The sequence below is a fragment of the Corynebacterium silvaticum genome, from assembly GCF_002162115.2.
Classification (GTDB): Bacteria; Actinomycetota; Actinomycetes; order Mycobacteriales; family Mycobacteriaceae; genus Corynebacterium; species Corynebacterium silvaticum.
Genome location: NZ_CP021417.2, coordinates 2162324 through 2183362, shown reverse-complemented (window position 1 = coordinate 2183362; position 21039 = coordinate 2162324). Strand labels below are relative to the sequence as shown.

Here is a 21039-nt window from a genome sequence, read left to right as displayed (position 1 = left end):
CTTCATGGCCTGCCGAGTCGCGGTCCGGGCGGTAACCGACCGCGACGTGGTGGTAGGGCTTTCGGGCGGCCCGGATTCTCTAGCGCTGGTCGCCGCGCTGGTCGCCGAGAACTACCGGGTGCTAGCCGTGTGCGTGGATCATGGCTTGCAGCAGGGATCGGATCGCGTGGCGAAACGAGCCACGGAGGCCGTGCGGGCACTGGGCGCTGAGGCAGCTGTGGTTCGGGTAGACGTGGAGAAAACCGGAAGCCTGGAGGCGAATGCGCGCCGGGCGCGCTACGAGGCGCTGCGAGGATTTGGAAAACCTGTCGTGGTGGGTCATACCGCGGACGATCAGGCTGAGACGCTGTTGCTGGGAGCGCTGCGGGGAAAGGCCGCTGGCATGCTGGTTCAGGGAACCGTGTGGCGGCCTTTCTTGACGGTGCGCCGCGCAGATACCGTGGGTGCATGTGCGGAATTGGGGTTAGAGCCGTGGCACGATCCGCATAATGACCAACGGGAGTTTCGGCGCGTGGCTATCCGCCAACAGGTGCTCCCGCTGCTCTCTGACATCATCGGCGGCGACCCCGTCCCAGCATTGGCGCGGGCAGCCACGAACATTGCGCACGACGATGAAGCCTTGCAGGTCAGCGATGCAACTCTGGACGAGTTACGGGTAGCGCATCCAGCTTTTCGACGTCGCTACCTCGCCGCTTTCCTCCGGGAAAACGGTGCCCCTGTCACAGGCGCTAACATCGACGCAGTAGAACGCCTGGTCACCGATTGGCATGGCCAAGGCGGCGTAGCGGTTGGCAACAGGTTGGAAGTAATCCGCAAAGATGGCAAACTTTTGTCGAAAGAAAGGTGACAGATGCACGACAAGAAGGATTATCAAGTGCCCGTCAACTCCTACGGAGATGACGTTGAGGCCGTCCTCGTGAGCGAAGAAGAGCTCCAGACCCGCATCAAGGAGATGGCGGCGCTGGTGTCGGATAAGTACCGCGACGAAGAGGACGATCTCGTCTTGATCTGTGTGCTCAAGGGCGCGGTATTCTTCCTTACCGACTTTGCGCGGGCTCTCGACATCCCCTGCCAGATGGAATTCATGGCGGTGAGCTCCTACGGCAACTCCGCCACGTCTTCTGGCATGGTGCGGATTCTGAAGGACCTGGATCGCAACATCCAGGGCTGCAACGTAGTGATTATCGAGGACATCATTGACTCCGGCCTCACTCTCAAGTGGCTGATTCGTAACCTCAATGGGCGCAAGCCAAAGTCCTTGGAAATCGTTGCGTTGCTGCGTAAACCTGAGGCAGTGAAGACGGATATAGACTGCCTTGACATCGGTTTTGATATTCCCAATGAATTTGTGATCGGTTACGGTCTAGACTTCGCAGAGAAGTACCGCGACTTGCCGTTTGTCGCTTCGCTGCACCCTAAGGTTTACAAGTGAACAAAAAAATCCTGCAGTATTCGGTGATTGCCGCCATCGTCTTGATGGCCATCTACGTTTTTACTTTGCTAGGCAACGACGCCCGTGGCTATAAGCAAGTAGACACGTCGGTTGCTATCGCCCAGTTGGACAAGAAAAACGCCAAAGAAGTCCAAATCGACGATCGCGAACAACGCATCCGCATCAAGCTCAAGAACGCCCTCGACCACGAGGGTCGTGAGGTTTCGGAGATCCTGGCCAGGTATCCCGCGCGCACGTCCCCGGAGATCTTTAGCAAGGTAGAGAAGTCCGAGGCAGAGAAGTACACCACGAACGTGAACAAGGAGAACTTCCTTGTTTCCATGCTCGGATACATCCTGCCGATGCTGATCGTTTTTGGCCTCATCATGTGGATGTTCTCCCGGATGCAGGGGAACAGCAGGTTCGGCTTTGGTGGTTCTCGCGCTAAGGAACTGAACAAGGACATGCCTACCAACACGTTTGCAGACGTGGCTGGTGCAGAAGAGGCCGTGGACGAGCTCCACGAAATCAAAGACTTCCTTGAAGACCCATCCAGGTATGAACAACTGGGCGCAAAGATCCCACGTGGCGTTCTGCTGTACGGACCTCCCGGCACGGGTAAGACCCTCTTGGCTAGGGCCGTCGCTGGAGAAGCCGGTGTGCCGTTCTACTCAATCTCTGGTTCTGACTTCGTAGAGATGTTTGTTGGTGTGGGTGCTTCCCGCGTGCGCGATCTCTTCAAACAAGCCCGCGAGAACAGCCCCTGCATCATCTTCATCGACGAGATCGACGCCGTGGGCCGGCAGCGTGGCTCCGGCATGGGCGGCGGACACGACGAGCGCGAGCAGACCCTTAACCAGATGCTGGTGGAAATGGACGGCTTTGGCGACCGTGAAGGCGTGATCATCATGGCTGCCACGAACCGACCAGACATTCTGGATCCAGCGTTGCTGCGCCCTGGCCGGTTTGACCGCCAGATCCCGGTGAGCAACCCCGACCTCAAGGGGCGCGAACAAATTCTCCGCGTCCATGCCAAAGGCAAGCCCTTTGCCCCAGATGCAGACATAGAGTCGCTGGCTCGTCGTACTGCCGGCATGTCCGGCGCAGACCTAGCCAACGTGCTCAACGAGGCCGCGTTGCTCACAGCGCGCATTGGCAAGACCGTGATCACCGCTGATGCGCTGGAAGAAGCCACAGACCGAGTAGTCGGCGGACCGCGCCGTTCCAAGGTGATTTCTGAGAAGGAAAAGAAGGTCACCGCGTATCACGAGGGTGGCCACACGCTGGCTGCCTGGGCGCTGAAAAACATTGAGCGGGTCTACAAGGTCACCATCCTGGCGCGCGGTCGTACCGGCGGGCACGCCATGACCGCGCAAGAAGACGACAAGGGCATGTACAACCGCGATGAGCTGTACGCACGCCTCGTCTTTGCCATGGGTGGACGCGCAGCTGAGGAACTGGTGTTTGGCGAGCCCACCACCGGTGCCTCCGCCGATATTGAGCAGGCAACCAAGATTGCCAAGGCTATGATCACCGAGTACGGCATGTCGCCGACCCTCGGCATGGTCAAATACGGCGAAGAGCAAGGCGATCCCTTTGCCCGTGGCGGCAGTGGTGGAGTGCTGGAGTACTCGCCAGAGGTCGCGGCGCAGATTGACCGCGAGATGCAGTATCTGCTCGATCGCGCGCATACCGAGGCGTATATGATCCTCGCCGAGTACCGCGACTATCTGGATCGTTTGGCAGAAAAGCTCTTGGAGAAGGAGACCCTGCGTCGCCCCGAGCTGGAGGAGCTCTTCAACGGCATCGTTCCGCGTGAGGTGGGGGATGTCTTCCCGGATGAAGACGCCCGTTTCCCACGCCAAGCCGGCAGCGAGCCAGTAAAGACCCCCACAGAGTTGGCCATCGAGCGCGGCGAAGAACCCCCGAAGCCGTTCACGCTTCTCGACGCCTCCAAGGCAGAGCGTGCGCGTCGTCAAAGCGAAAGGGCAGATCGTGTTTGATCGCGATCGCGCGGAAACAGCAGTCCGGGAACTCCTCATTGCGGTGGGCGAGGACCCGGATCGTGAAGGACTCAAGGAAACGCCGGCGCGCGTGGCAAAGGCATATGCAGAGGTCTTTGCTGGCCTGCACACGGACCCCACGGAGGTCTTGAACAAGACCTTCAGCGAGGAGCACCGTGAGCTAGTACTGGTTCGAGACATTCCGATCTACTCAACGTGCGAGCATCACCTGGTGCCGTTTTTTGGCACGGCGCACATCGGATACATTCCGGGGCAGTCCGGGAAAGTGACGGGCTTGTCCAAGCTGGCGCGTTTGGTGGATCTGTATGCCAAGCGTCCCCAGGTGCAGGAGCGGTTAACCTCCCAGGTAGCCGATGCCCTGGTAGAAAAGCTGGAAGCTCAGGCCGTGATTGTGGTGATCGAATGTGAGCACCTGTGCATGGCAATGCGCGGCATACGTAAGCCAGGAGCCACCACCACCACGTCTGCGGTTCGAGGCGGTTTCCAAACCAACGCGGCCTCCCGTGCGGAGGTTTTGAGCCTTATTCGGAGCTGACATGACGCAAGTAATGGGAATCGTCAACGTGACCACCGATTCCTTTTCTGACGGCGGAAAATACCTCGATCTCGATTCCGCGGTGGCGCACGCCAAGCAACTCGTGGCAGAAGGAGCGGACATCATCGACGTGGGCGGAGAGTCCACTCGCCCAGGCGCCACTCGCGTGAGCAAGCAGGTTGAGCTCGCCCACGTCGTCCCCGTGATTAAAGCCCTGCATGCTGAGGGTATCAAGACGTCAGTGGACACCATGCGCGCCTCGGTCGCGGCCGCCGCCGCAGCAGCCGGGGTAGATGTGCTTAACGACGTCTCCGGCGGCCTCGCAGACAAGAACATGTACTCGGTGATGGCCGATACACAGCTTCCCGTGTGCCTAATGCATTGGAAAACGGCGACCTTTGGGGATGCCGCAGGCGCGCACCACACCGATGTGGTGCGCGATGTTCATGAGGGCCTGGACAAACTCGTGGATAATGCCCTTGCCGCGGGTATCGACGAGAAAGCTATTGTCCTCGACCCAGGACTCGGGTTTGCTAAAACCGCAGAGGACAACTGGGCTTTATTGAACGCTCTTCCAGAATTTATGAGCGAGTATCCGGTGCTCGTGGGGGCGTCGAGAAAGCGCTTTTTAGCTAGCCTAGGCTCAGACGTGGACGCGGCGACCGCCGCAGTCACAGCAATCGCGGCCCATCAGGGCGTGTGGTGTGTCCGGGTGCACAACGTGGCGCTATCCCGTGCCGCTGTGGACGTTGCGGCGAAATGGAGGAAGCATGGATCGCATTGAACTTAAAGGCCTCAAGGGCTACGCCTATCACGGCGTCTTTGAACACGAGAAACGCGAGGGGCAGGAGTTCCTCGTCGACATCACCTGTTGGCTCACCTTTCCCACCCAGGATGATCTGACCCAGACGGTGCATTATGGCGAGCTGGCGCAGCTGGCGTATGGAATTCTTACCGGCGAGCCACGCGACCTGATTGAGACAGTCGCATCGGAAATCGCCGATACCGCAATGAAGACTTTCCCGCTTTCGAGCATTGAAGTAACGGTGCATAAACCGCATGCGCCCATCCCTCTCGAATTTGCCGACGTAGCCGTGGTGGCAAGGAGATAACATGAGAGCAGTTCTATCCATCGGGTCTAACATGGACGATCGCTATGCCCTCTTAAGGTCGGCGTACGAGGAGTTCCTACCTGATCTCGTTGCCTCATCGAGTATTTATGCCACCCCGCCGTGGGGCGTAGAAGACCAGGATGAGTTCCTTAACGCTGTGCTCATCGTGGATGTGGATGAGACACCGATGGAACTGCTCAAACGCGGTCAGGCTTTAGAACAAGCCGCGGAGCGCAAGCGGATTCGGCATTGGGGCCCCCGCACCCTCGACGTAGATATTGTGTGCATTGAGGGCGTGACCTCGGATGATCCCGAGCTAACACTGCCGCACCCCTATGCGCACGAGCGCAATTTCGTCCTGGTCCCGTGGCTTGAGGCGGACCCTCACGCAACCCTGAACGGGCATCCGTTATCGGAGCTGATCACCGGAACCTTCCCGATTGTGGGGACTCTATGAAACAAACCTCCATCCTTGGGCTGCTAGGGGTTTTCCTCTTCTGCGCTCTTGCGTCCTTTATTTTGGTGATGCGATTTTATGGCGTGATGCCCTCGGTCCCTTTGGGGGTGGCGATATGCCTGTGGGGGATGGCGGTGTTGTGCGTGCTCTTAGCCGTTCGGGTGCGGGCACGCATTAAAGATGACCAGATCGGACAAGATCGCTCACAATTGAACCCGGTGACAGCTGCGCAGTTCCTTGTGATAGGCAAAGCCTCTGCATGGACAGGGGCTATTTTTGGCGGGGGCTATGTGGGCCTGGGAATCTTTGTGCTCACATCGCATATTTCTGCGCAAGATCTGCCCATCGTGATTGCCTCTGCGCTCGGCGGGGTGGCGATGTCTGCGGCAGGATATTGGTTAGAAAAATCGTGTACGGTGCCGCCCGTGGATGCAGTGCGGTAGTTTGGATGGCATGAAGGACAACGGGCAGAAGTTACTCATTGCGCTTGTCGTGCTGTCTTTGGTGGCAAGCATAATCATGCTGTTCACTGGTAACGAGGGAGTACTCAAGCTGGCGTTGCTTGCGGCGCTCTGGGCAGCCGTGCTCGGATTCTTTCTGGTGGGCCGCTACCGGGCACAGGCAGAAGCCCTGGAGCAGCGGGTGGAAGAGCAGGAAACCTTGGCACAGATTAGGGAGCAAGTGGCGCAAGTACGGACTCAACTGGAAACCCTCACGGGACAGGTATTCGTTGAGCCGACGATGATCCAGGCACAGGCCACCCGGATCCCCGAAATCGAGCAGGCTAGCGATCAGGAAAAAGCCGAAGAGCTGCGTGCGGCAGCGTTTAGGAACGCTGTCGCTGCTGAGACCAATAGTTTTGCCAAGGTGGATTGGGTTCCCACCGAGCCTGAACCGCATGGCCGGCGTCGACGTGAAGAGCGCTCAGATTCGGTCTCCGTCGCTGACTTGTTAAAGCGCAACCGGTGAGGCCGGTTCTTTCGATCAGTGGGAACAACGAGCTTGTTACTCGGCTGGTCGCAGTGGGGCACCGCCGTGCGTTTAAGCACGCGGAACTCTAGCATTTGATGAGCCCGCTTGGGATGGCCTCGTGGGGCGCTTATCCGGTATGTCCTTTGTCCTTAAAGAATTAAAACCGGATATTTATGCTGTGAGCGCCACAAACGACGTCGCTGCGACCATCGCTGAGCTTTTGCTCGCGGAGATCGGGGCATATGCTATTCATGTATCGCAAGATAAGTGGCCAGAGCTACTCGCTGGGCTAGTACAGATACAGCAGCTAGAACAGATGCGTGATTCGGCGCGTGCACTGCTTCAGCCCATGCTGGGCGATATTACTGAGGAATTGTTGTAAGGGAATTATGTTTCACTTTGGCCAGGCGCAGGTTTTTGACGATATTGCGATGGTAAGTCGTGCTTTTAGAAAGCAAGGCAAGCCCGTTGTGCTGGTCTCTATTGGCACACAGGTGCACGCGGGACACGTGGCGTTGATCCGCACGGCAAAGCGATTCCCGGGGGCCGTGGTTGTTGTGGCAGCGCGTGAGAACCAGCCGGTTTTTGCCGAGGAGCGAGTCGATGCCGTCTATATTGATCACAGCGAGCCAGAACGCACGCTTATCGACGCCTCCCCTCGGCTGACGCGTCGGATAGCACTGCTGAATCTGGTCGGTCCTACGGACGTCATCTACGGCGAGGACGATTATGCATTCTTGCTGCATACGCAGCGTGCGATTACCGACCTACATATACCGGTAAAGGTGCATTCGGTGCCCACGGTGCGGATGCCAGACGGAATAGCCATTTCCTCCCATAATGCCCTGATCCCCGCGGAGGATCGAGAGAAAGCATTGGCGCTTTCTGCTGCTGTCACCGCGGGGGCGCTGAGAGGCGTTGACGCTGCGAAACAAGTACTTGTTGCAGCTGGGGTAGAACCGGACTACGTCCGCTGTGAAGATAACCGCGTGTATGTGGCGGCTACCTTCGGCGGAGTTCAATTGATCGATAGTGCTAGTGATCTGAACCAGGAATAACAGTGGTGTGGTCGCGGGGTTCCTCGACGTAGAGCGGCATGTCCTTCTTAGCCTGGTAGAAAGGCTCGTTGATGAGGGCCAGCGGTTCCACACCCTTGATCAGGTCAGCGGCTTTTTCTGCCATCATGACCACGGGGGCGTAGATATTTCCGTTAGTGATAATCGGCATGACGGAAGCATCGCAAACGTAGAGTCCTTCAACGCCGTGAACCTGCATCGTGTCGGGGTCTACCACCGCGTATTCGTCGTCAGCAGAACCCATTTTTGCAGTACATGATGGGTGCAGGGCTGTTTCTGCGTCGTTACGCACCCATTCCAGAATCTCCTCGTCGGTCTGCACCTGCGGGCCGGGGGAGATTTCTCCGTCTGTGAACTCCTTCATCGCAGGGGTGTCCAGCAGCTTGCGGGAGGTTCGGACGGCTTCAACCCACTCGCGTCGATCTTGGTCGGTAGCCAGGTAATTGAAGATAATTTCTGGCTTTTCTTGGGATCTGGCGAGGTGATGTGAACGTGGCCGAGGGTATCGGAATACATCGGACCGACGTGGAATTGGAAGCCGTGCTCGCCCTCTGGCTGGGAGCCGTCGTAGCGGATCGCCATCGGCAGGAAGTGGAACATGAGGTTGGGGTAGTCCTCGTTGTCGTTGGAACGAGCAAATCCGCCTGCCTCAAAGTGGGAGGACGCCACGGGCCCCTTCTTGGTGAGCAACCACTGTAGACCAATCTTGGGACGATTGATCATCTTGTAATAGGGCTGCGAGCTCACCGGTTGGGTGCAGTTGTACTGCACATAGACCTCAAGGTGGTCCTGGAGGTTGGCACCGACTCCGGGAAGGTGCTTACGGACTTCCACGCCAGCCTTTTCCAGGACCTCGCGGTCGCCGATTCCGCTCACCTGCAGCAGCTGCGGAGTATTGAATGCGCCACCACAGAGAATCACCTTGTCCGCGTGGACTCGACGAGTCTTCCCCTTCCACTCGTATTCCACACCGGTGGCTTTGTCGCCGGTGAAAAGGATGCGGGTGGTGAATGCGCGGGTGCGCACGTCAAGGTTCTTGCGGGATTTGACTGGGTGGAGATACGCGCGGGCTGCAGAGAGACGCTTGCCCTTGAAGATGTTGCGGTCAAAGGGGGCAAAGCCCTCTTGGCGGTATCCGTTGACGTCGTTAGTTAGCTTGTATCCAGCTTCCTGCACGGAGCGGAAAAACGCTTGGAAGAGCGGATTCGTGGCGGGACCACGGGTGAGCTTGAGAGGCCCATCATGGCCGCGACGAGGGTCGTCGGGGTCGGCTGCCAGTGCGGTTTCCATCTTGTTGAAGTAGGGCAGCACGTGGGCGTAGTCCCAGTTCTGCATGCCGGGCAGCTTTCCCCATTTCTCATAGTCCATGGGATTTCCGCGTTGGAAGATCATGCCGTTGACGGAACTGGAGCCGCCGAGCACTTTGCCGCGTGCGTGGTAGATGCGGCGCCCGTTCATTTCCGGCTCTGGCTCGGATTCGTAGGCCCAGTCGTAGTACTTGTTGCCAATCGGGAACGAGAATGCCGCGGGCATGTGAATGAAAAGATCCCAGAGGGAGTCGGAGCGCCCGGCTTCTAACACCATGACCGAGGAACCATCTTCGCTGAGGCGGTTAGCCAAGACAGAGCCTGCGGAGCCGCCACCCACGATCACCACATCGCGGTGTCGATCCTCAACTGTTTCTCCAACCGTGTCATAAGAGTCATAAGAAAACAAGTGATGTCCTTTCTGAATCGTTTCCGTCCAGTGTGCCAGCGTCCCGATGTCCCGGCCACGGGTCTGTGTATTCTCGGGTCAGGTTCCCCCTTCGGAGAATGTGCAGTTCAACGCAATATTTCGGGTGGGGAAACTATCGGATAGTGGCAGGTCATGCGGTGTGGTTCCTGTCGATCGGAAGAAATTATTGAGGAGTTATCCAGTAATGCCGAACACAGCATTGGGGGATGAGAGCGGAAACGACTCTCCACCCGTAAATGGGGGTAAAGTCCTTGTTGGTTCTTACAACGTAGGAACGAGCGGGGTGCCTCCCGCCCGGACTAATTGGCCCGTCTTTCTCGCCTCGGCGGCGGGCATCCTCGCCGTGACGCTGTGGGCATTTATTGGACGAGAATCCGCGGAAAAGGCACTTGGGAGCATTACCACGTGGATCGCCACCAATTTTGGATGGTTCTATATCCTGACCGCCACAGTAGTGATCGTGTTTATTTTGGGGGTGGCCTTCTCGGGTGCCGGGAAGATCCGACTAGGCCCGGATCACTCCCGCCCTCAGTTCAAATTGTTCTCATGGTCGGCGATGCTCTTTGCCGCCGGCATCGGCGTGGACCTCATGTTCTTCTCTGTGGCGGAACCGGTGGCCCAGTACTACGGGCCGCCCGTGGGGAGCGGGGAAAGTCGTGAGGCTGCGAAGGAAGCAGTCGTCTGGGCGCTCTTCCACTACGGCTTTACCGGGTGGGCCATGTACTCGCTCATGGGAATGGCATTTGGCTATTACGCGTACCGATTGAACATGCCGCTTGCTATTCGCTCGGCGCTGTATCCGCTCGTCGGCAAGCGTATCCACGGCCCGATCGGGGACTCCGTCGACGTGTCAGCCATGCTGGGAACCGTGTTCGGTATTGCGGCGTCGTTGGGTATTGGCGTGGTGCAGCTGAACTACGGCATCAAAGTGCTCTTTGGGGTGGAAGAGGGCGCGACGTGGCAGATCATCCTGGTGGTTGTCTCCGTGGCTATCGCGACGTTGTCTGCGGTATCTGGTGTGGATAAGGGCATCAAAATGCTCAGTGAGATCAACGTGCTTCTGGCCATTGCGCTGATGGTGTACGTTGTGGTGGCAGGAAAGACGGCTTTCCTCCTCGACGGGCTCGTGATGAACATCGGCGACTACGTGGCTTCGCTGCCCGGGATGACGATGGACACCTATGCCTTCACGGATGATCCCGAGCATACAAAAGCCTGGCTCGGGGCTTGGACGCTGTTCTTCTGGGCGTGGTGGGTGGCCTGGGCACCTTTTGTTGGTTTGTTCCTTGCCCGCATCTCTCGGGGCCGCACCTTGCGTCAGTTTGTTTTTGGAACGTTGAGCGTGCCCTTCCTCTTCATCCTGCTGTGGATGAGCTTCTTTGGTAATTCCGCGCTCGATATTGTCCGGGGTGGTAATGACGAGTTTGGCCATGCCGCAGCCGAGGAACCTCAGCGCGGATTCTATGACCTGCTGGCCACGTATCCTGGGGCGACCGCGATTATCGCCCTGGCCACCTTGATCGGTCTGCTGCTGTATATCACCTCCGCGGACTCGGGTGCATTGGTGATGAGTAACTTCACCTCCACCACAACGCATTCAAGCCAGGACGGGCCAGTGTGGTCGCGCATCTTCTGGGCGGTACTAGTGGGCGCGCTTACCGTGGTGTTGCTGCAAATCGACGGCGTGAGCACCGTGCAGTCTGCGACAGTGGTGATGAGACTGCCGTTCACGGTGGTGATGTATCTGATCATGCTGGGGTTGGTGCGGTCCTTTAGGTTGGAGCGTGCCCAAGTGGATGCACGGACAATCTCCATGCACGGGGCGATGTCTGGCCGCAGCTCGGACGGCAGCACGTGGCGTCGTAGGCTGAGCCGCGCTAACACCTGGCCTAGCACTGCAAAGACGCAACGGTTCCTGGAGGAGATGGCCACTCCCGCGCTCAAGCAGGTGGCTCAGGAGCTGTGCGATCGTGGCCTTGATGCCTCGCTTGTTGCTACCGACGTGCCGGAATCACCGGTGGGAAGCCTCGATCTCACAGTTGATCTGGGCGACGAGCAAAACTTCCGCTACCAGCTATTTGCGGTGTCTAATCCCGTGCCATCTTTTACCAAGAACCCAGGAAAAGAACACTACTACCGCATTGAGGTTTTCGACCTCACAGGCTCTCTTGGATATGACGTTTTTGGGTACACAGGTGAACAACTCATTGATAATGTGCTCGATCTCTACGAGCGTCACCTGGATTTCCTCCACATGCAAAAAGACTTGCCAGGCAGCTCTGATCTCAGCGACGGCGCTCAGCCGGTACGCTTCTGGCGCGAAGACCACTAAGGAGAATTTATGCTTTTTGATCCAACCACATCCCCCTTGCTCGCAGACGCATGCGCTCACGGCCCCGCGACGCTGTTTATCGACGGCCAGTGGGTCCCAGCTCTCGATGGCGAGACCCGCGTGATTACTAATCCGGCGGATCGCAGCGTTGTGGGCACCGTCTCTGAGGCATCCGAAGCGGATATGGAAAAGGCGATTAAAGCCGCGCGACGGGCCTTTGATGCTGGGGAATGGGCACCGGCAGTAGAGCGCGGCAAGATTCTGCTGAAAGTGGCAGACGCTATCCGGGAGAACAAGGATCAGCTTGCGCGCGCGGAGTCCGCGGACACCGGCAAGCGACTCGTTGAGTCTGAGCTCGACATAGACGACATTGCGAATGCCTTTGAGTACTTTGGCACCCTGGCGCAGCATTCGGCGGGGCGAGTGGTCGACCCCGGAGACCCCAACGTGCGCTCGCGTATCGACGCCGAGCCCATAGGCGTATGCGGTCTTATTACCCCGTGGAACTATCCGCTGCTTCAGGTTGCGTGGAAGGTTGCCCCTGCGCTGGCAGCCGGCAACACTTTTGTGTTAAAACAGGCCGAGCTCACCCCTCACACCGCCATGATGCTCATGACTATCCTGAGCCAGGCGGGCGTTCCTGCGGGCGTGGCCAACCTGATCACTGGTGCTGGTGGACGCTGCGGAAATCCTTTATCCGTGAGCCCAGACGTGGATATGGTTTCCTTTACGGGCGGTCTTGAGACCGGAAAAATTATCGCGCGCAATGCCGCTGAGAGGGTCAAACGAGTGGCGTTAGAACTCGGTGGTAAGAACCCTAACGTGATCTTTGCCGACGCTGATTTTGATGCCGCAGTGGATAACGCTCTCAACGCGGCCTTTGTTCACTCGGGACAAGTGTGCTCCGCGGGCTTGCGGCTTGTTGTGGAAGAGTCGATTCACGATGCATTTGTTGCGGAGCTGGTCAAACGTGCGGAAAAGATTCGTCTAGGCGGGCCGCTAGATGAAAACGCAGAGACCGGACCGCTCATCTCTGCGGAACACCGTGACAAGGTGCACGCGTACGTCGAACGTGCCAAGGAACAGGGCGCGCAGGTGCTTACCGGTGGGCTTCCAGAAGAGATGGGAGGGGAGTTTTATCTCCCCACCGTTATCGACGGCTGCACCCGCGAGATGGATTGCGTGCACGATGAGGCATTTGGCCCCACCGTGACCGTGGAGACCTTCCAGACGGAAGAGGAAGCCGTAGAAATAGCCAACGATACAACGTACGGCTTGGCCGGTGCCGTGTGGACTCGCGACGCGGGTAAAGCGGAGCGCATGGCTCGTGCGATGCGGCATGGGACTATCTGGATAAACGATTTCCACCCCTACCTGCCGCAAGCGGAGTGGGGTGGAATGAAACAATCAGGAAATGGCCGGGAGCTTGGTCCTACGGGCTTGGCCGAGTACCAAGAGCTCAAGCACGTGTATCACAACATCGCGCCGGGTGTCACCGGCTGGTTTGCCGGTTAGACGGAGACTTTTTCCTCGGCGATGGTGCGCTTTGCGTTGAACTGGACGGAGTCGAGAAGCTTTTCTTGCTTTGCGACGATAGCCGGGACGAGTACCTGGCCCGTCACGTTCACTGCGGTGCGGCCCATGTCGATGATCGGCTCGATGGCGAGCAGTAGGCCAATGCCTTCCAGTGGGAGCCCCAAGGTGGACAGCGTGAGTGTGAGCATCACGGTAGCGCCTGTGGTTCCGGCAGTGGCTGCGGAGCCGAGGACGGAAACGATAACGATCAAAACGTAATCGGTGAAGTTGAACGGTACGCCGTAGAACTGGGACACAAATATCGCAGCTACTGCCGGGTAGACCGCAGCGCAGCCGTCCATCTTGGTGGTTGCGCCCAGCGGTACGGCGAAGGAAGCGTAGTGCTTGGGAACGCCGATTGCCTCAGCAGTCTGCTCGGTGACGGGCATAACGCCCATGGAGGAACGGGTGACAAAGCCCAAGGAGGTTACCGGCCAGACGCGGCGGTAGAACTGGGTGACATTAAGGCCATGCAGCTTCAAGGTCACTGGGTAGATCACGAGTAGGACGATGGCGAGGCCGACATAGACGGTAAGAACAAACTTGCCCAGGGCGCCCATGGCATCAAAGCCGTAGGTAGCCACAGCCTTGCCGATAAGAGCGGCGGTGCCGATGGGGGCGAGCCTAATAATCCACCACAGCACCTTCTGGATGATCTCCAGCAGTGAGCGGTTGAAGTTGATAAAAGGCTCGGCTTTCTCGCCGACCTTCACTGCCGCGATTCCTAGGGCGATGGCTACTACCAGCAGCTGAAGCACGTTGAAGCTCAGCCCGGTGGAGGCCACACCATCAACGACCTTGGTGCGTGCCTCTAGACCCACGATATTGGTGGGGACGATTCCTTCAAGGAACGCCCACCACGATCCAACGGACGACGGCGCTGCGGAGGTGTCCTGCAGCCCCGAGGTCTCGCCGGGCTTAAAAATCAGGCCAACGCCTATGCCTGCAAGTACTGAGAAGAACGCGGTAATGGCAAACCAGATGAGGGTTTTTACAGCCAGTCGTGCGGCATTGGTAACCTGACGCAGGTTGGCAATGGACGTAATAACGGCTGTCATCATCAGAGGTGGGATCAAGACCTTCAGGAGCGTGACATAATCGCTGCCCACGGTGGTGAGCGCGGTGGTAAGCCAGTTCCCGTCTGGCATTGAGCTGGCGATAAGGCCGAGGATAATTCCGGCGATAAGGCCGTAGATCACCTGAGCTCCAAAGCTATTCCACTTCATGATTCCCCTTTGGGTTGTGTTTGTTTCGTCTGGCACAACGCTAGTACAGGAATGTCTATTCCCAAAAGACAGGTTGGTCTATAAAATTAAAGGGAAAACCCCAGAAATTGATCCTTGCGCTGGTATAACGCGATTCTGTACAGATCAGTCTGGGGTTAGATCGGGGTTAATTTTTTGCGGCCTGCCGGGTTTGGGGATTTCCCCGACATTTTTAGGCAATCGCCCTGCTTTGCGGAGCTGGTCGCGCAGCATCACCTCGATCTGTGCGTTGACGCTGCGCGCCTCGTCGTGCGCCCAGCGGGCGATGGCCTCGGCGACCGCCGGGTCAATGCGAAGGGGGATGCTTTTTCTGGGCATTTAGGTGTACAAACTGCCTGTATTGATCATGGGTTGTGCGTTGTTGTCGGAACAGAGGACGACGAGCAGGTTGGAGACCATAGCTGCGCGACGCTCCGGGTCGAGTTCCACAATATCGCGTGATTCTAGCTGAGCAAGCGCACTTTCTACCATGGAGACGGCGCCCTCGACGATGGTCTCGCGAGCATCGACAATCGCGTTTGCCTGCTGGCGTTGCAACATGGCCTGGGCGATCTCCGGTGCGTACGACAGGTTGGAAATTCGTGCTTCGACGATCTCTAATCCGGCGACGGCGACCCGTGCGGCGACTTCGTCGGCAAGCTCTTTGGACACGAGCTCGGTGGAGCCGGACAGTGACGGGAGATTTGCGGTTCCACCGTCGTAGGGATGGGTGGTAGCTACGTGACGCAACGCGGACTCCGCCTGGGAATGGATGAACTCGTCCATATCTTCCACGGCAAAAGTCGCCTTGGCGGTATCGGCTACCTGCCACACGATGATTGCGCCAATGTTCACGGGATTGCCGTTGAGGTCGTTGACCTTGATCTCGTTGGTCTCAAAGTTGCGCACGCGAACCGAAACTTTGGCGGAGTTGCTCAGTGGCGGGTTAAGGGAGAGGCCGGTTGTTCGGTTTGTGCCGAGGTAGCGGCCAAAGAATTGCACCACCAGGGTGTGGCCGGGGGAGATGACCTTGATCATTCCGGCGAGGATGGAGAAGGCGACGAGGAGCACGATGCCGCATATGAGTGGTAGCGCGCCAGTGTTGCTGCCTTTATCCAAGAGGTAGATGCCAAAGGCCGCGAGTGCGATCGCGCCGGGAAGTCCAATAATCACCGCAAGGGCGGCGATGCCAGCGAGGCCGCTACCTCCAATCCACGGGGTCTTTTCTGTGACGTCAACTTGGGCGCCTTCATGACCCACGGGGCGATCGGTGACTGTTGTCATAGTACTTCCTTTCATCGAGGGAAAAGTGATATCAGATTAAATAATGTGATATCACTTTGTCAAAGGGGAGGAGGGGTTGGTCAGGTTACTGCACGTGGACTACCCTCATACCCCGTGAGCGAGCAGAAAAATTCCCCAGACGTGCCAGAACAGCTACGTATTCGTCGCGATAAGCGCCAGAAGCTTATCGACGCCGGCGTAGACGCCTACCCGGTGATTGTTGATAGGACCACCTCAATCACCGATCTGCGCAAGAAATACCAGGTCCTTGGGGAAGGCGATGCTGGCGGGGAAGAGGGCGTTACCTACCTCACCGCCGGCGATGAAACCCACGATGAGGTTGCTATTGCAGGTCGTGTCCTTTTTGTTCGCAATACCGGCAAACTGTGCTTTGCGGCTCTGCAAGAGGGCAACGGCGAGCATATTCAGGCAATGCTCTCTCTGGCTGAAGTCGGTGCAGAGGCCCTGGCTGCATGGAAGAGTGACGTAGACCTAGGCGACATCGTCTCTATCCGCGGATGCGTTATCGCCTCTAAGCGCGGCGAGCTTTCGGTGATGGCCAAGAGCTGGCAGATGGCGTCCAAATCGCTGAGGCCGCTGCCTGTCGCTTTTGCCGACATGAGCGAGGACACCCGCATCCGTCACCGCTACACCGATCTGATCATGCGGGAACAGGCCCGCACCAACGCCCTGACCCGTATTAAGGTGATGCGCTCTCTGCGTAACTTCCTGGAATCGCGCGACTTCCTGGAGGTGGAGACCCCTATGCTCCAGACCCTGCACGGTGGCGCTGCAGCGCGTCCGTTTGAGACCCACTCCAATGCCCTGGACATTGACCTTTACCTGCGCATCGCTCCCGAGCTCTACCTCAAGCGTTGCGTAGTAGGCGGAATTGAGAGGGTCTTTGAAGTGAACCGCAATTTCCGCAACGAGGGCGTGGACTCCTCCCACAGCCCGGAGTTCTCCATGCTGGAGACCTACCAGGCGTATGGAACGTACGATGATGGCGCAAAGCTGCACCAGGACATGATCCAGTACATCACCAAAGATGTATTCGGTTCCACCACCGTCACACTTGCAGACGGCACGGAGTATGACCTCGGCGGCGAATGGCCTTCCATCGAGATGTATCCGTCCCTTAACGAGGCACTTGCGCGCAAGTTCCCAGGGCAGTCAGAGGTTACCATCCACTCCACCGTGGACGAGCTGAAGGCGATTGCCAAAGCCATTGGGGTAGAACCTGGCAAGGGCTGGGGCCACGGAAAGTTTGTGGAGGAAATCTGGGAATTCCTGTGCGAGGATCAGCTGACCGGGCCGATCTTTGTGCGTGACTTCCCCGTAGAGACCTCCCCGCTCACCCGCGATCACCGCTCCAAAGAAGGTGTGACCGAAAAGTGGGACCTCTACGTTCGTGGCTTTGAGTTGGCTACCGGCTACTCCGAGCTTGTCGATCCGGTTATTCAGCGCGAGCGCTTTGAAGATCAGGCACGCCTGGCCGCCGGTGGCGACGACGAGGCTATGGTCTTGGATGAAGACTTCCTTGCTGCAATGGAGCAGGGCATGCCGCCGACCTCCGGCACCGGAATGGGCATCGACCGTCTCCTGATGGCGCTCACTGGTTTGGGTATTCGCGAGACCGTTCTCTTCCCGATGGTGAAGCCAGAACGCTAAAAAGAATAATTCCCTCTCGTGAAACTGTTTAGTGAACAGAATTTTACGGGAGGGAATTTTGTATTGTTGCTCTTTTATTTCGATAAACTCTGCAACGTACAAACCTGAAGCTATGTTGCTTTAGTTTCCTGCTGTTGCTCCAGCCAATTAATCATTGTTGTTCTAAGTTCTGGAGCCTCGGGTTCGTTGAATATTTCATGGAAAGCACCATCAACTGTGATGAGCCGTGTGCGGGCTAAGGCTGCTAAAGCTTCTGATCCGCGAATGTCTGCGAGTTTGTCTGCAGTTCCATGTGCGATAAAAAGTGGCACGTGTGCCGGCCAGGGGAAATTGAGCACGCGTGCCCCTGCGAGAGCCATCGAAATGGCGGTTAGTAGCGGGACTGGCCCGCGATAATTAAGAGGGTCGGAATCATAGTCAGAGATAACGGCGGGATCGTGGGAGATGTCGGCACTGGAAAGCTTGACCGTGGGGAGGTTAGGAATAGCCGTGGCGAGTACGCGCAGTGCCTTTGCTAGGGGTAAGGGGACAGCGGGGAATTGGCGCAGTGCCGGGGCAGAAAGCATGACCGCAGAAACTCCTGCGGGATTCTTCTGTAAAGAACCTGCTGTGATTACTCCGCCCATGGAGTGGCCGAAAAACGCGAGGCTATGAGTGCGCATGTTCTGGGTGACGGTTGCGCGGACGGCGAGGTGATCGTCGATAAGCTGTGCAACGTCGACGCATGCTTGCGGGCGTGTCGGGTCGTAGGCTGTGCCGTGCTGCCGTAGGTCGTAGGAAGCGACATCGTAGCCTGCGTCGAGAAAAGCTTGAATGAGCGGTTGGTACCTGCCAGAATGCTCAGCATAGCCGTGCGTGAGCAGGACGGTCATTCGTGGCGAGAGGGATGTGTGCTGGTAGTGGATGTTCATAAGTAAAAGTATGGCAGCATAGCGCGCGGGGTGACGCATATCATCCGCTTGTGCAATAAAAGCGCAAACGATTTCCTCCACGTTAAAGGGGGTGGTGGAGTGGCAACCTTCACAGGTGTCGTCTTATGGATATAACCAGTGACACGCTAGTGTGTGGTGCAGCGAACATTGCTAGATCACGTACTAGGGAGTCACCTTGAAAAAGATCATCCTTGACTGCGATCCGGGGCATGATGATGCCATTGCGATCCTGCTTGCTTGGGGAAGTCCCGATATTGACCTACTTGCGGTTACTACCGTGGCTGGAAACCAAACGCTGGAAAAGGTAACCACAAACGCTCGTGCGATGGCGCGAGTTGCGGGAATCACAGGGGTGCCCTTTGCTGCCGGCGCAGCTAGGCCACTGCTGGGACCGCAGCTCATCCCCGAAGAAATCCATGGTGATTCGGGGCTCGACGGCCCGCAGCTTCCGGTTCCCGGCGTGGAACTCGACTCGCGCCACGCTGTGAACCTGATTGCGGACGTTGTCAAAGAACACGAGCCAGGCAGTATCACTCTGGTTCCCACGGGAGCACTCACCAACATTGCTTTGTTTGCTCGCATGTATCCGGAGCTAGTTGAACGGGTAGCTGGAGTAACCCTCATGGGTGGTGGACACCACACCGGAAACATGACTCCGGCAGCTGAATTCAACATTCTTGCGGATCCAGAAGCAGCACGGATTGTTTTTGAAGCTGGCTGGAAAGTAACCATGGTGGGCCTGGACGTTACGCACAAAGTGCTGGCAGTGCCCGAGCGGTTGCAACAGCTTGTCGACGTCAATACCGACGTCTCTGCTTTTGTCGCGGAATTGATCGACTTCTTTGGTGCTTCCTACAAACGTGAGCGTCGCTACCCTGGCCCGCCGATGCACGACCCTCTTGCCGTTGCTGCGGTGGCCAATCCCTCAGTTATCCGTACTGTTGCAGCCCCAATCTACGTGGAAACCCAAGGCGACTACGCCCGTGGGCAAACCATCGTGGACCTGCGTAGAACATGGACAAACTCAGACCCATCCACGCTGGCCCAGCGTGATGATTTTGAGGAAACCCCACAGCATCACGTTGCAGTCGACGCTGACTGCGACCTGTTCTGGACAATGCTGACGCAGGCACTTGCCAACATCGGAAACACGAATTTTGCGGATTAAGCGGACTAATCCGTTCCTTATTACACAGGTAACTTTATGACTCTTCATGACCCAGTAGACACCCGCAAGGGCGGCATCGCCCTTCTTATGACGGTTCTGCTTACCGCAGCAATAGCCTTCCAACTCAACGCCTCAATGCTCTCCCCAGTGCTTGCCACCATGGCACGGGAACTAGGGACTGACGAGGCAACTGTTGGCCTCACTCAAACGGCCTTCTTTACCGGCGGGGCTATGTGCGGTCTCTTCCTCCCCAGGCTCTCGGATATCGTGGGGCGCCGCAAAATTCTTGTGATCATGCTTGCCGTTATGTCGATTGGTGGCCTCATGGCGGCACTCGCCCCCAATATCACGGTGCTGGCTATCGCTCGTGCGTTGCAGGGTAGCTCTGGACCCACCATCCCCATGACCCTGATCATCCTGCGCAGCCAAGTGCGTGACCAGGTGCGTCTGTGAACACTCATGGGCATCATTGCAGCCGTCAATGGTGGTATCGCAGGTATCGACGTTATCGCCTCGGGATGGATGGCAGAGCACCTCGGCTTCCGCTCGGTCTTTTGGTTTATCGCCATCGTCGGTGTCATCGCCACCGTGGTCGTTGCTCTTTGGGCGCCGGAATCTAAGCCATCTGACAACGTGAAGATGGACTGGGTGGGAGCGGCAATCCTGGTGATTTCTGTCTTCAGCATCACCATGGCCGCCAATGAGGCAGGCAAAGCTGCGGCTGCCAACTGGGCACTCGTTGCTGGCCTCATTCTTTTCGGACTTGTTGTGTTTGCAGGGTTCTGGAAATGGGAGAACAAGCACGACCAACCTATGGTTGCGCCCAAATACCTGGCGCGTCGGCAAACCTGGGGCTTGCTGCTGACCACTGTGCTCACCATGACGGGTGTGTTCGCCGCAGTGAACGGCGTAGCTATTTCACTCGCGCAGAATCCTGATGCTGGTTTTGGGCTTCCGGCTGACCTTGCCAGCCTGATGCTGCTTACCCCTTACGCTCTCATCAGCTGGCTGGTAGGGCCTTTCGCAGGACGTTGGGCGCCACGCATCGGCTACAGCCGGTTGCTCCGGATCGGTAATGCCTCCTCCGCAGCGCTCCTTCTCGTCTTGGTACTGGCCGGAAGTACATCCAAGGTGGTCCTCATTGCCTCGGTAGTCCTCCTAGGTATTACGTACGCCGGAATTGGCAATATCGTGCTGAACAACCTGGGCGTGGTGAACTCACCTGCAGATAACGAGGGATTCCTCCCAGGCATGAACTCTGCTGCCTTTAACCTTGGCGCCGGAATCTCCTTCGCGGTACTCCCGGTCTTCATGGTTGCGGGCTCACCGGCAGGATCGGACTCGGCGGCCGGATACACGACGGCGTTTATCGTGGGAGCCATAATTCTTGGCTTGTCCGTGGCCACGAGCTTCTTTATTCCGAAGCACGTCGAGGTGTAAAAACACTGTGTGCCCCAGCGTCATGCGATGCTGGGGCACATTTTTATG

18 protein-coding genes and 3 pseudogenes are annotated in these 21039 nt (G+C 57.6%); 16 read left to right on the top strand and 5 right to left on the bottom strand.

What is annotated here, in order from left to right:
• The first annotated feature begins 4 nt into the window (after window positions 1–4).
• The 11 genes and pseudogenes from tilS to CBE74_RS22745 all read left to right on the top strand — a co-directional run bounded on the left by tilS (window position 5) and on the right by CBE74_RS22745 (window position 7590).
• A complete protein-coding gene (gene tilS, locus CBE74_RS22795; protein WP_087454942.1) occupies window positions 5–847 on the top strand; it encodes a tRNA lysidine(34) synthetase TilS in 843 nt (280 codons plus the stop codon).
• Between the two features lie 3 nt (window positions 848–850).
• Entirely contained in the window at window positions 851–1432 is a 582-nt protein-coding gene (hpt, locus tag CBE74_RS22790; protein ID WP_087454555.1) for a hypoxanthine phosphoribosyltransferase, read from the top strand.
• The gene (ftsH, locus tag CBE74_RS22785; protein WP_180709360.1) at window positions 1429–3435 is read left to right on the top strand and encodes an ATP-dependent zinc metalloprotease FtsH; all 2007 of its coding nucleotides are present in this window, start codon (window positions 1429–1431) and stop codon (window positions 3433–3435) included. Before hpt ends, ftsH begins: the two co-directional genes overlap by 4 nt.
• Window positions 3428–3991: a GTP cyclohydrolase I FolE gene (gene folE, locus CBE74_RS22780; protein ID WP_087454940.1), complete on the top strand. Its 564-nt coding sequence runs from the start codon at window positions 3428–3430 to the stop codon at window positions 3989–3991. The genes ftsH and folE overlap by 8 nt, the downstream gene beginning before the upstream one ends.
• Window position 3992: 1 nt before the next feature.
• Window positions 3993–4775, top strand: coding sequence for a dihydropteroate synthase (gene folP, locus CBE74_RS22775; protein ID WP_087454554.1), 783 nt, complete (start codon window positions 3993–3995; stop codon window positions 4773–4775).
• Complete coding sequence (folB, locus tag CBE74_RS22770; protein WP_087454553.1) at window positions 4762–5103, top strand: dihydroneopterin aldolase; 342 nt, start codon at window positions 4762–4764, stop codon at window positions 5101–5103. Before folP ends, folB begins: the two co-directional genes overlap by 14 nt.
• A 1-nt stretch (window position 5104) precedes the next feature.
• On the top strand, window positions 5105–5560 hold the full coding sequence (gene folK / locus CBE74_RS22765) for a 2-amino-4-hydroxy-6-hydroxymethyldihydropteridine diphosphokinase (protein WP_087454552.1): 456 nt from the start codon (window positions 5105–5107) through the stop codon (window positions 5558–5560).
• Window positions 5557–6003, top strand: coding sequence for a DUF3180 domain-containing protein (locus CBE74_RS22760; RefSeq protein ID WP_087454551.1), 447 nt, complete (start codon window positions 5557–5559; stop codon window positions 6001–6003). The genes folK and CBE74_RS22760 overlap by 4 nt, the downstream gene beginning before the upstream one ends.
• A 10-nt stretch (window positions 6004–6013) precedes the next feature.
• Entirely contained in the window at window positions 6014–6529 is a 516-nt protein-coding gene (locus tag CBE74_RS22755; protein WP_087454939.1) for a DUF6779 domain-containing protein, read from the top strand.
• Window positions 6526–6914, top strand: a pseudogene (locus tag CBE74_RS22750) (hypothetical protein). Before CBE74_RS22755 ends, CBE74_RS22750 begins: the two are co-directional and overlap by 4 nt.
• Window positions 6915–6921: 7 nt before the next feature.
• Complete coding sequence (locus CBE74_RS22745) at window positions 6922–7590, top strand: pantoate--beta-alanine ligase (RefSeq protein ID WP_087454550.1); 669 nt, start codon at window positions 6922–6924, stop codon at window positions 7588–7590.
• Here CBE74_RS22745 and betA read toward each other — a convergent pair.
• Window positions 7568–9324 (bottom strand): annotated as a pseudogene (gene betA, locus CBE74_RS22740) (choline dehydrogenase). The gene CBE74_RS22745 and the pseudogene betA sit on opposite strands and share 23 nt — an antisense overlap.
• A gap of 205 nt (window positions 9325–9529) precedes the next feature.
• Here betA and betT point away from each other — a divergent pair.
• Both betT and CBE74_RS22730 read left to right on the top strand, forming a co-directional pair.
• Window positions 9530–11677: a choline BCCT transporter BetT gene (gene betT / locus CBE74_RS22735; protein ID WP_087454549.1), complete on the top strand. Its 2148-nt coding sequence runs from the start codon at window positions 9530–9532 to the stop codon at window positions 11675–11677.
• A 9-nt stretch (window positions 11678–11686) separates the two neighbouring features.
• On the top strand, window positions 11687–13192 hold the full coding sequence (locus tag CBE74_RS22730) for an aldehyde dehydrogenase family protein (protein ID WP_087454548.1): 1506 nt from the start codon (window positions 11687–11689) through the stop codon (window positions 13190–13192).
• Here CBE74_RS22730 and CBE74_RS22725 read toward each other — a convergent pair.
• From CBE74_RS22725 to CBE74_RS22715, 3 genes are all read right to left on the bottom strand, one after another.
• Window positions 13189–14478 carry a dicarboxylate/amino acid:cation symporter gene (locus CBE74_RS22725; protein WP_087454547.1) on the bottom strand — a complete coding sequence of 430 codons (1290 nt, stop codon included), beginning with the start codon at window positions 14476–14478 and terminating at the stop codon, window positions 13189–13191. The two genes, CBE74_RS22730 and CBE74_RS22725, sit on opposite strands and share 4 nt — an antisense overlap.
• Window positions 14479–14622: 144 nt before the next feature.
• The gene (locus CBE74_RS22720; protein WP_087454546.1) at window positions 14623–14835 is read right to left on the bottom strand and encodes a type II toxin-antitoxin system antitoxin; all 213 of its coding nucleotides are present in this window, start codon (window positions 14833–14835) and stop codon (window positions 14623–14625) included.
• Window positions 14836–15780: an SPFH domain-containing protein gene (locus tag CBE74_RS22715; protein ID WP_087454545.1), complete on the bottom strand. Its 945-nt coding sequence runs from the start codon at window positions 15778–15780 to the stop codon at window positions 14836–14838.
• A gap of 114 nt (window positions 15781–15894) precedes the next feature.
• Here CBE74_RS22715 and lysS point away from each other — a divergent pair, with 114 nt between their 5' ends.
• On the top strand, window positions 15895–17451 hold the full coding sequence (lysS, locus tag CBE74_RS22710) for a lysine--tRNA ligase (RefSeq protein WP_087454544.1): 1557 nt from the start codon (window positions 15895–15897) through the stop codon (window positions 17449–17451).
• A 110-nt stretch (window positions 17452–17561) separates the two neighbouring features.
• On the opposite strand, the gene CBE74_RS22705 is transcribed toward lysS, so the two are convergent.
• Window positions 17562–18362 carry an alpha/beta fold hydrolase gene (locus tag CBE74_RS22705; protein ID WP_087454938.1) on the bottom strand — a complete coding sequence of 267 codons (801 nt, stop codon included), beginning with the start codon at window positions 18360–18362 and terminating at the stop codon, window positions 17562–17564.
• Window positions 18363–18558: 196 nt separating this feature from the next.
• Between CBE74_RS22705 and CBE74_RS22700 the strand changes: the two genes are divergently transcribed.
• A complete protein-coding gene (locus tag CBE74_RS22700; protein ID WP_087454543.1) occupies window positions 18559–19551 on the top strand; it encodes a nucleoside hydrolase in 993 nt (330 codons plus the stop codon).
• Window positions 19552–19587: 36 nt separating this feature from the next.
• Window positions 19588–20991: pseudogene (locus tag CBE74_RS22695) on the top strand (MFS transporter).
• Window positions 20992–21039: the final 48 nt, after the last annotated feature.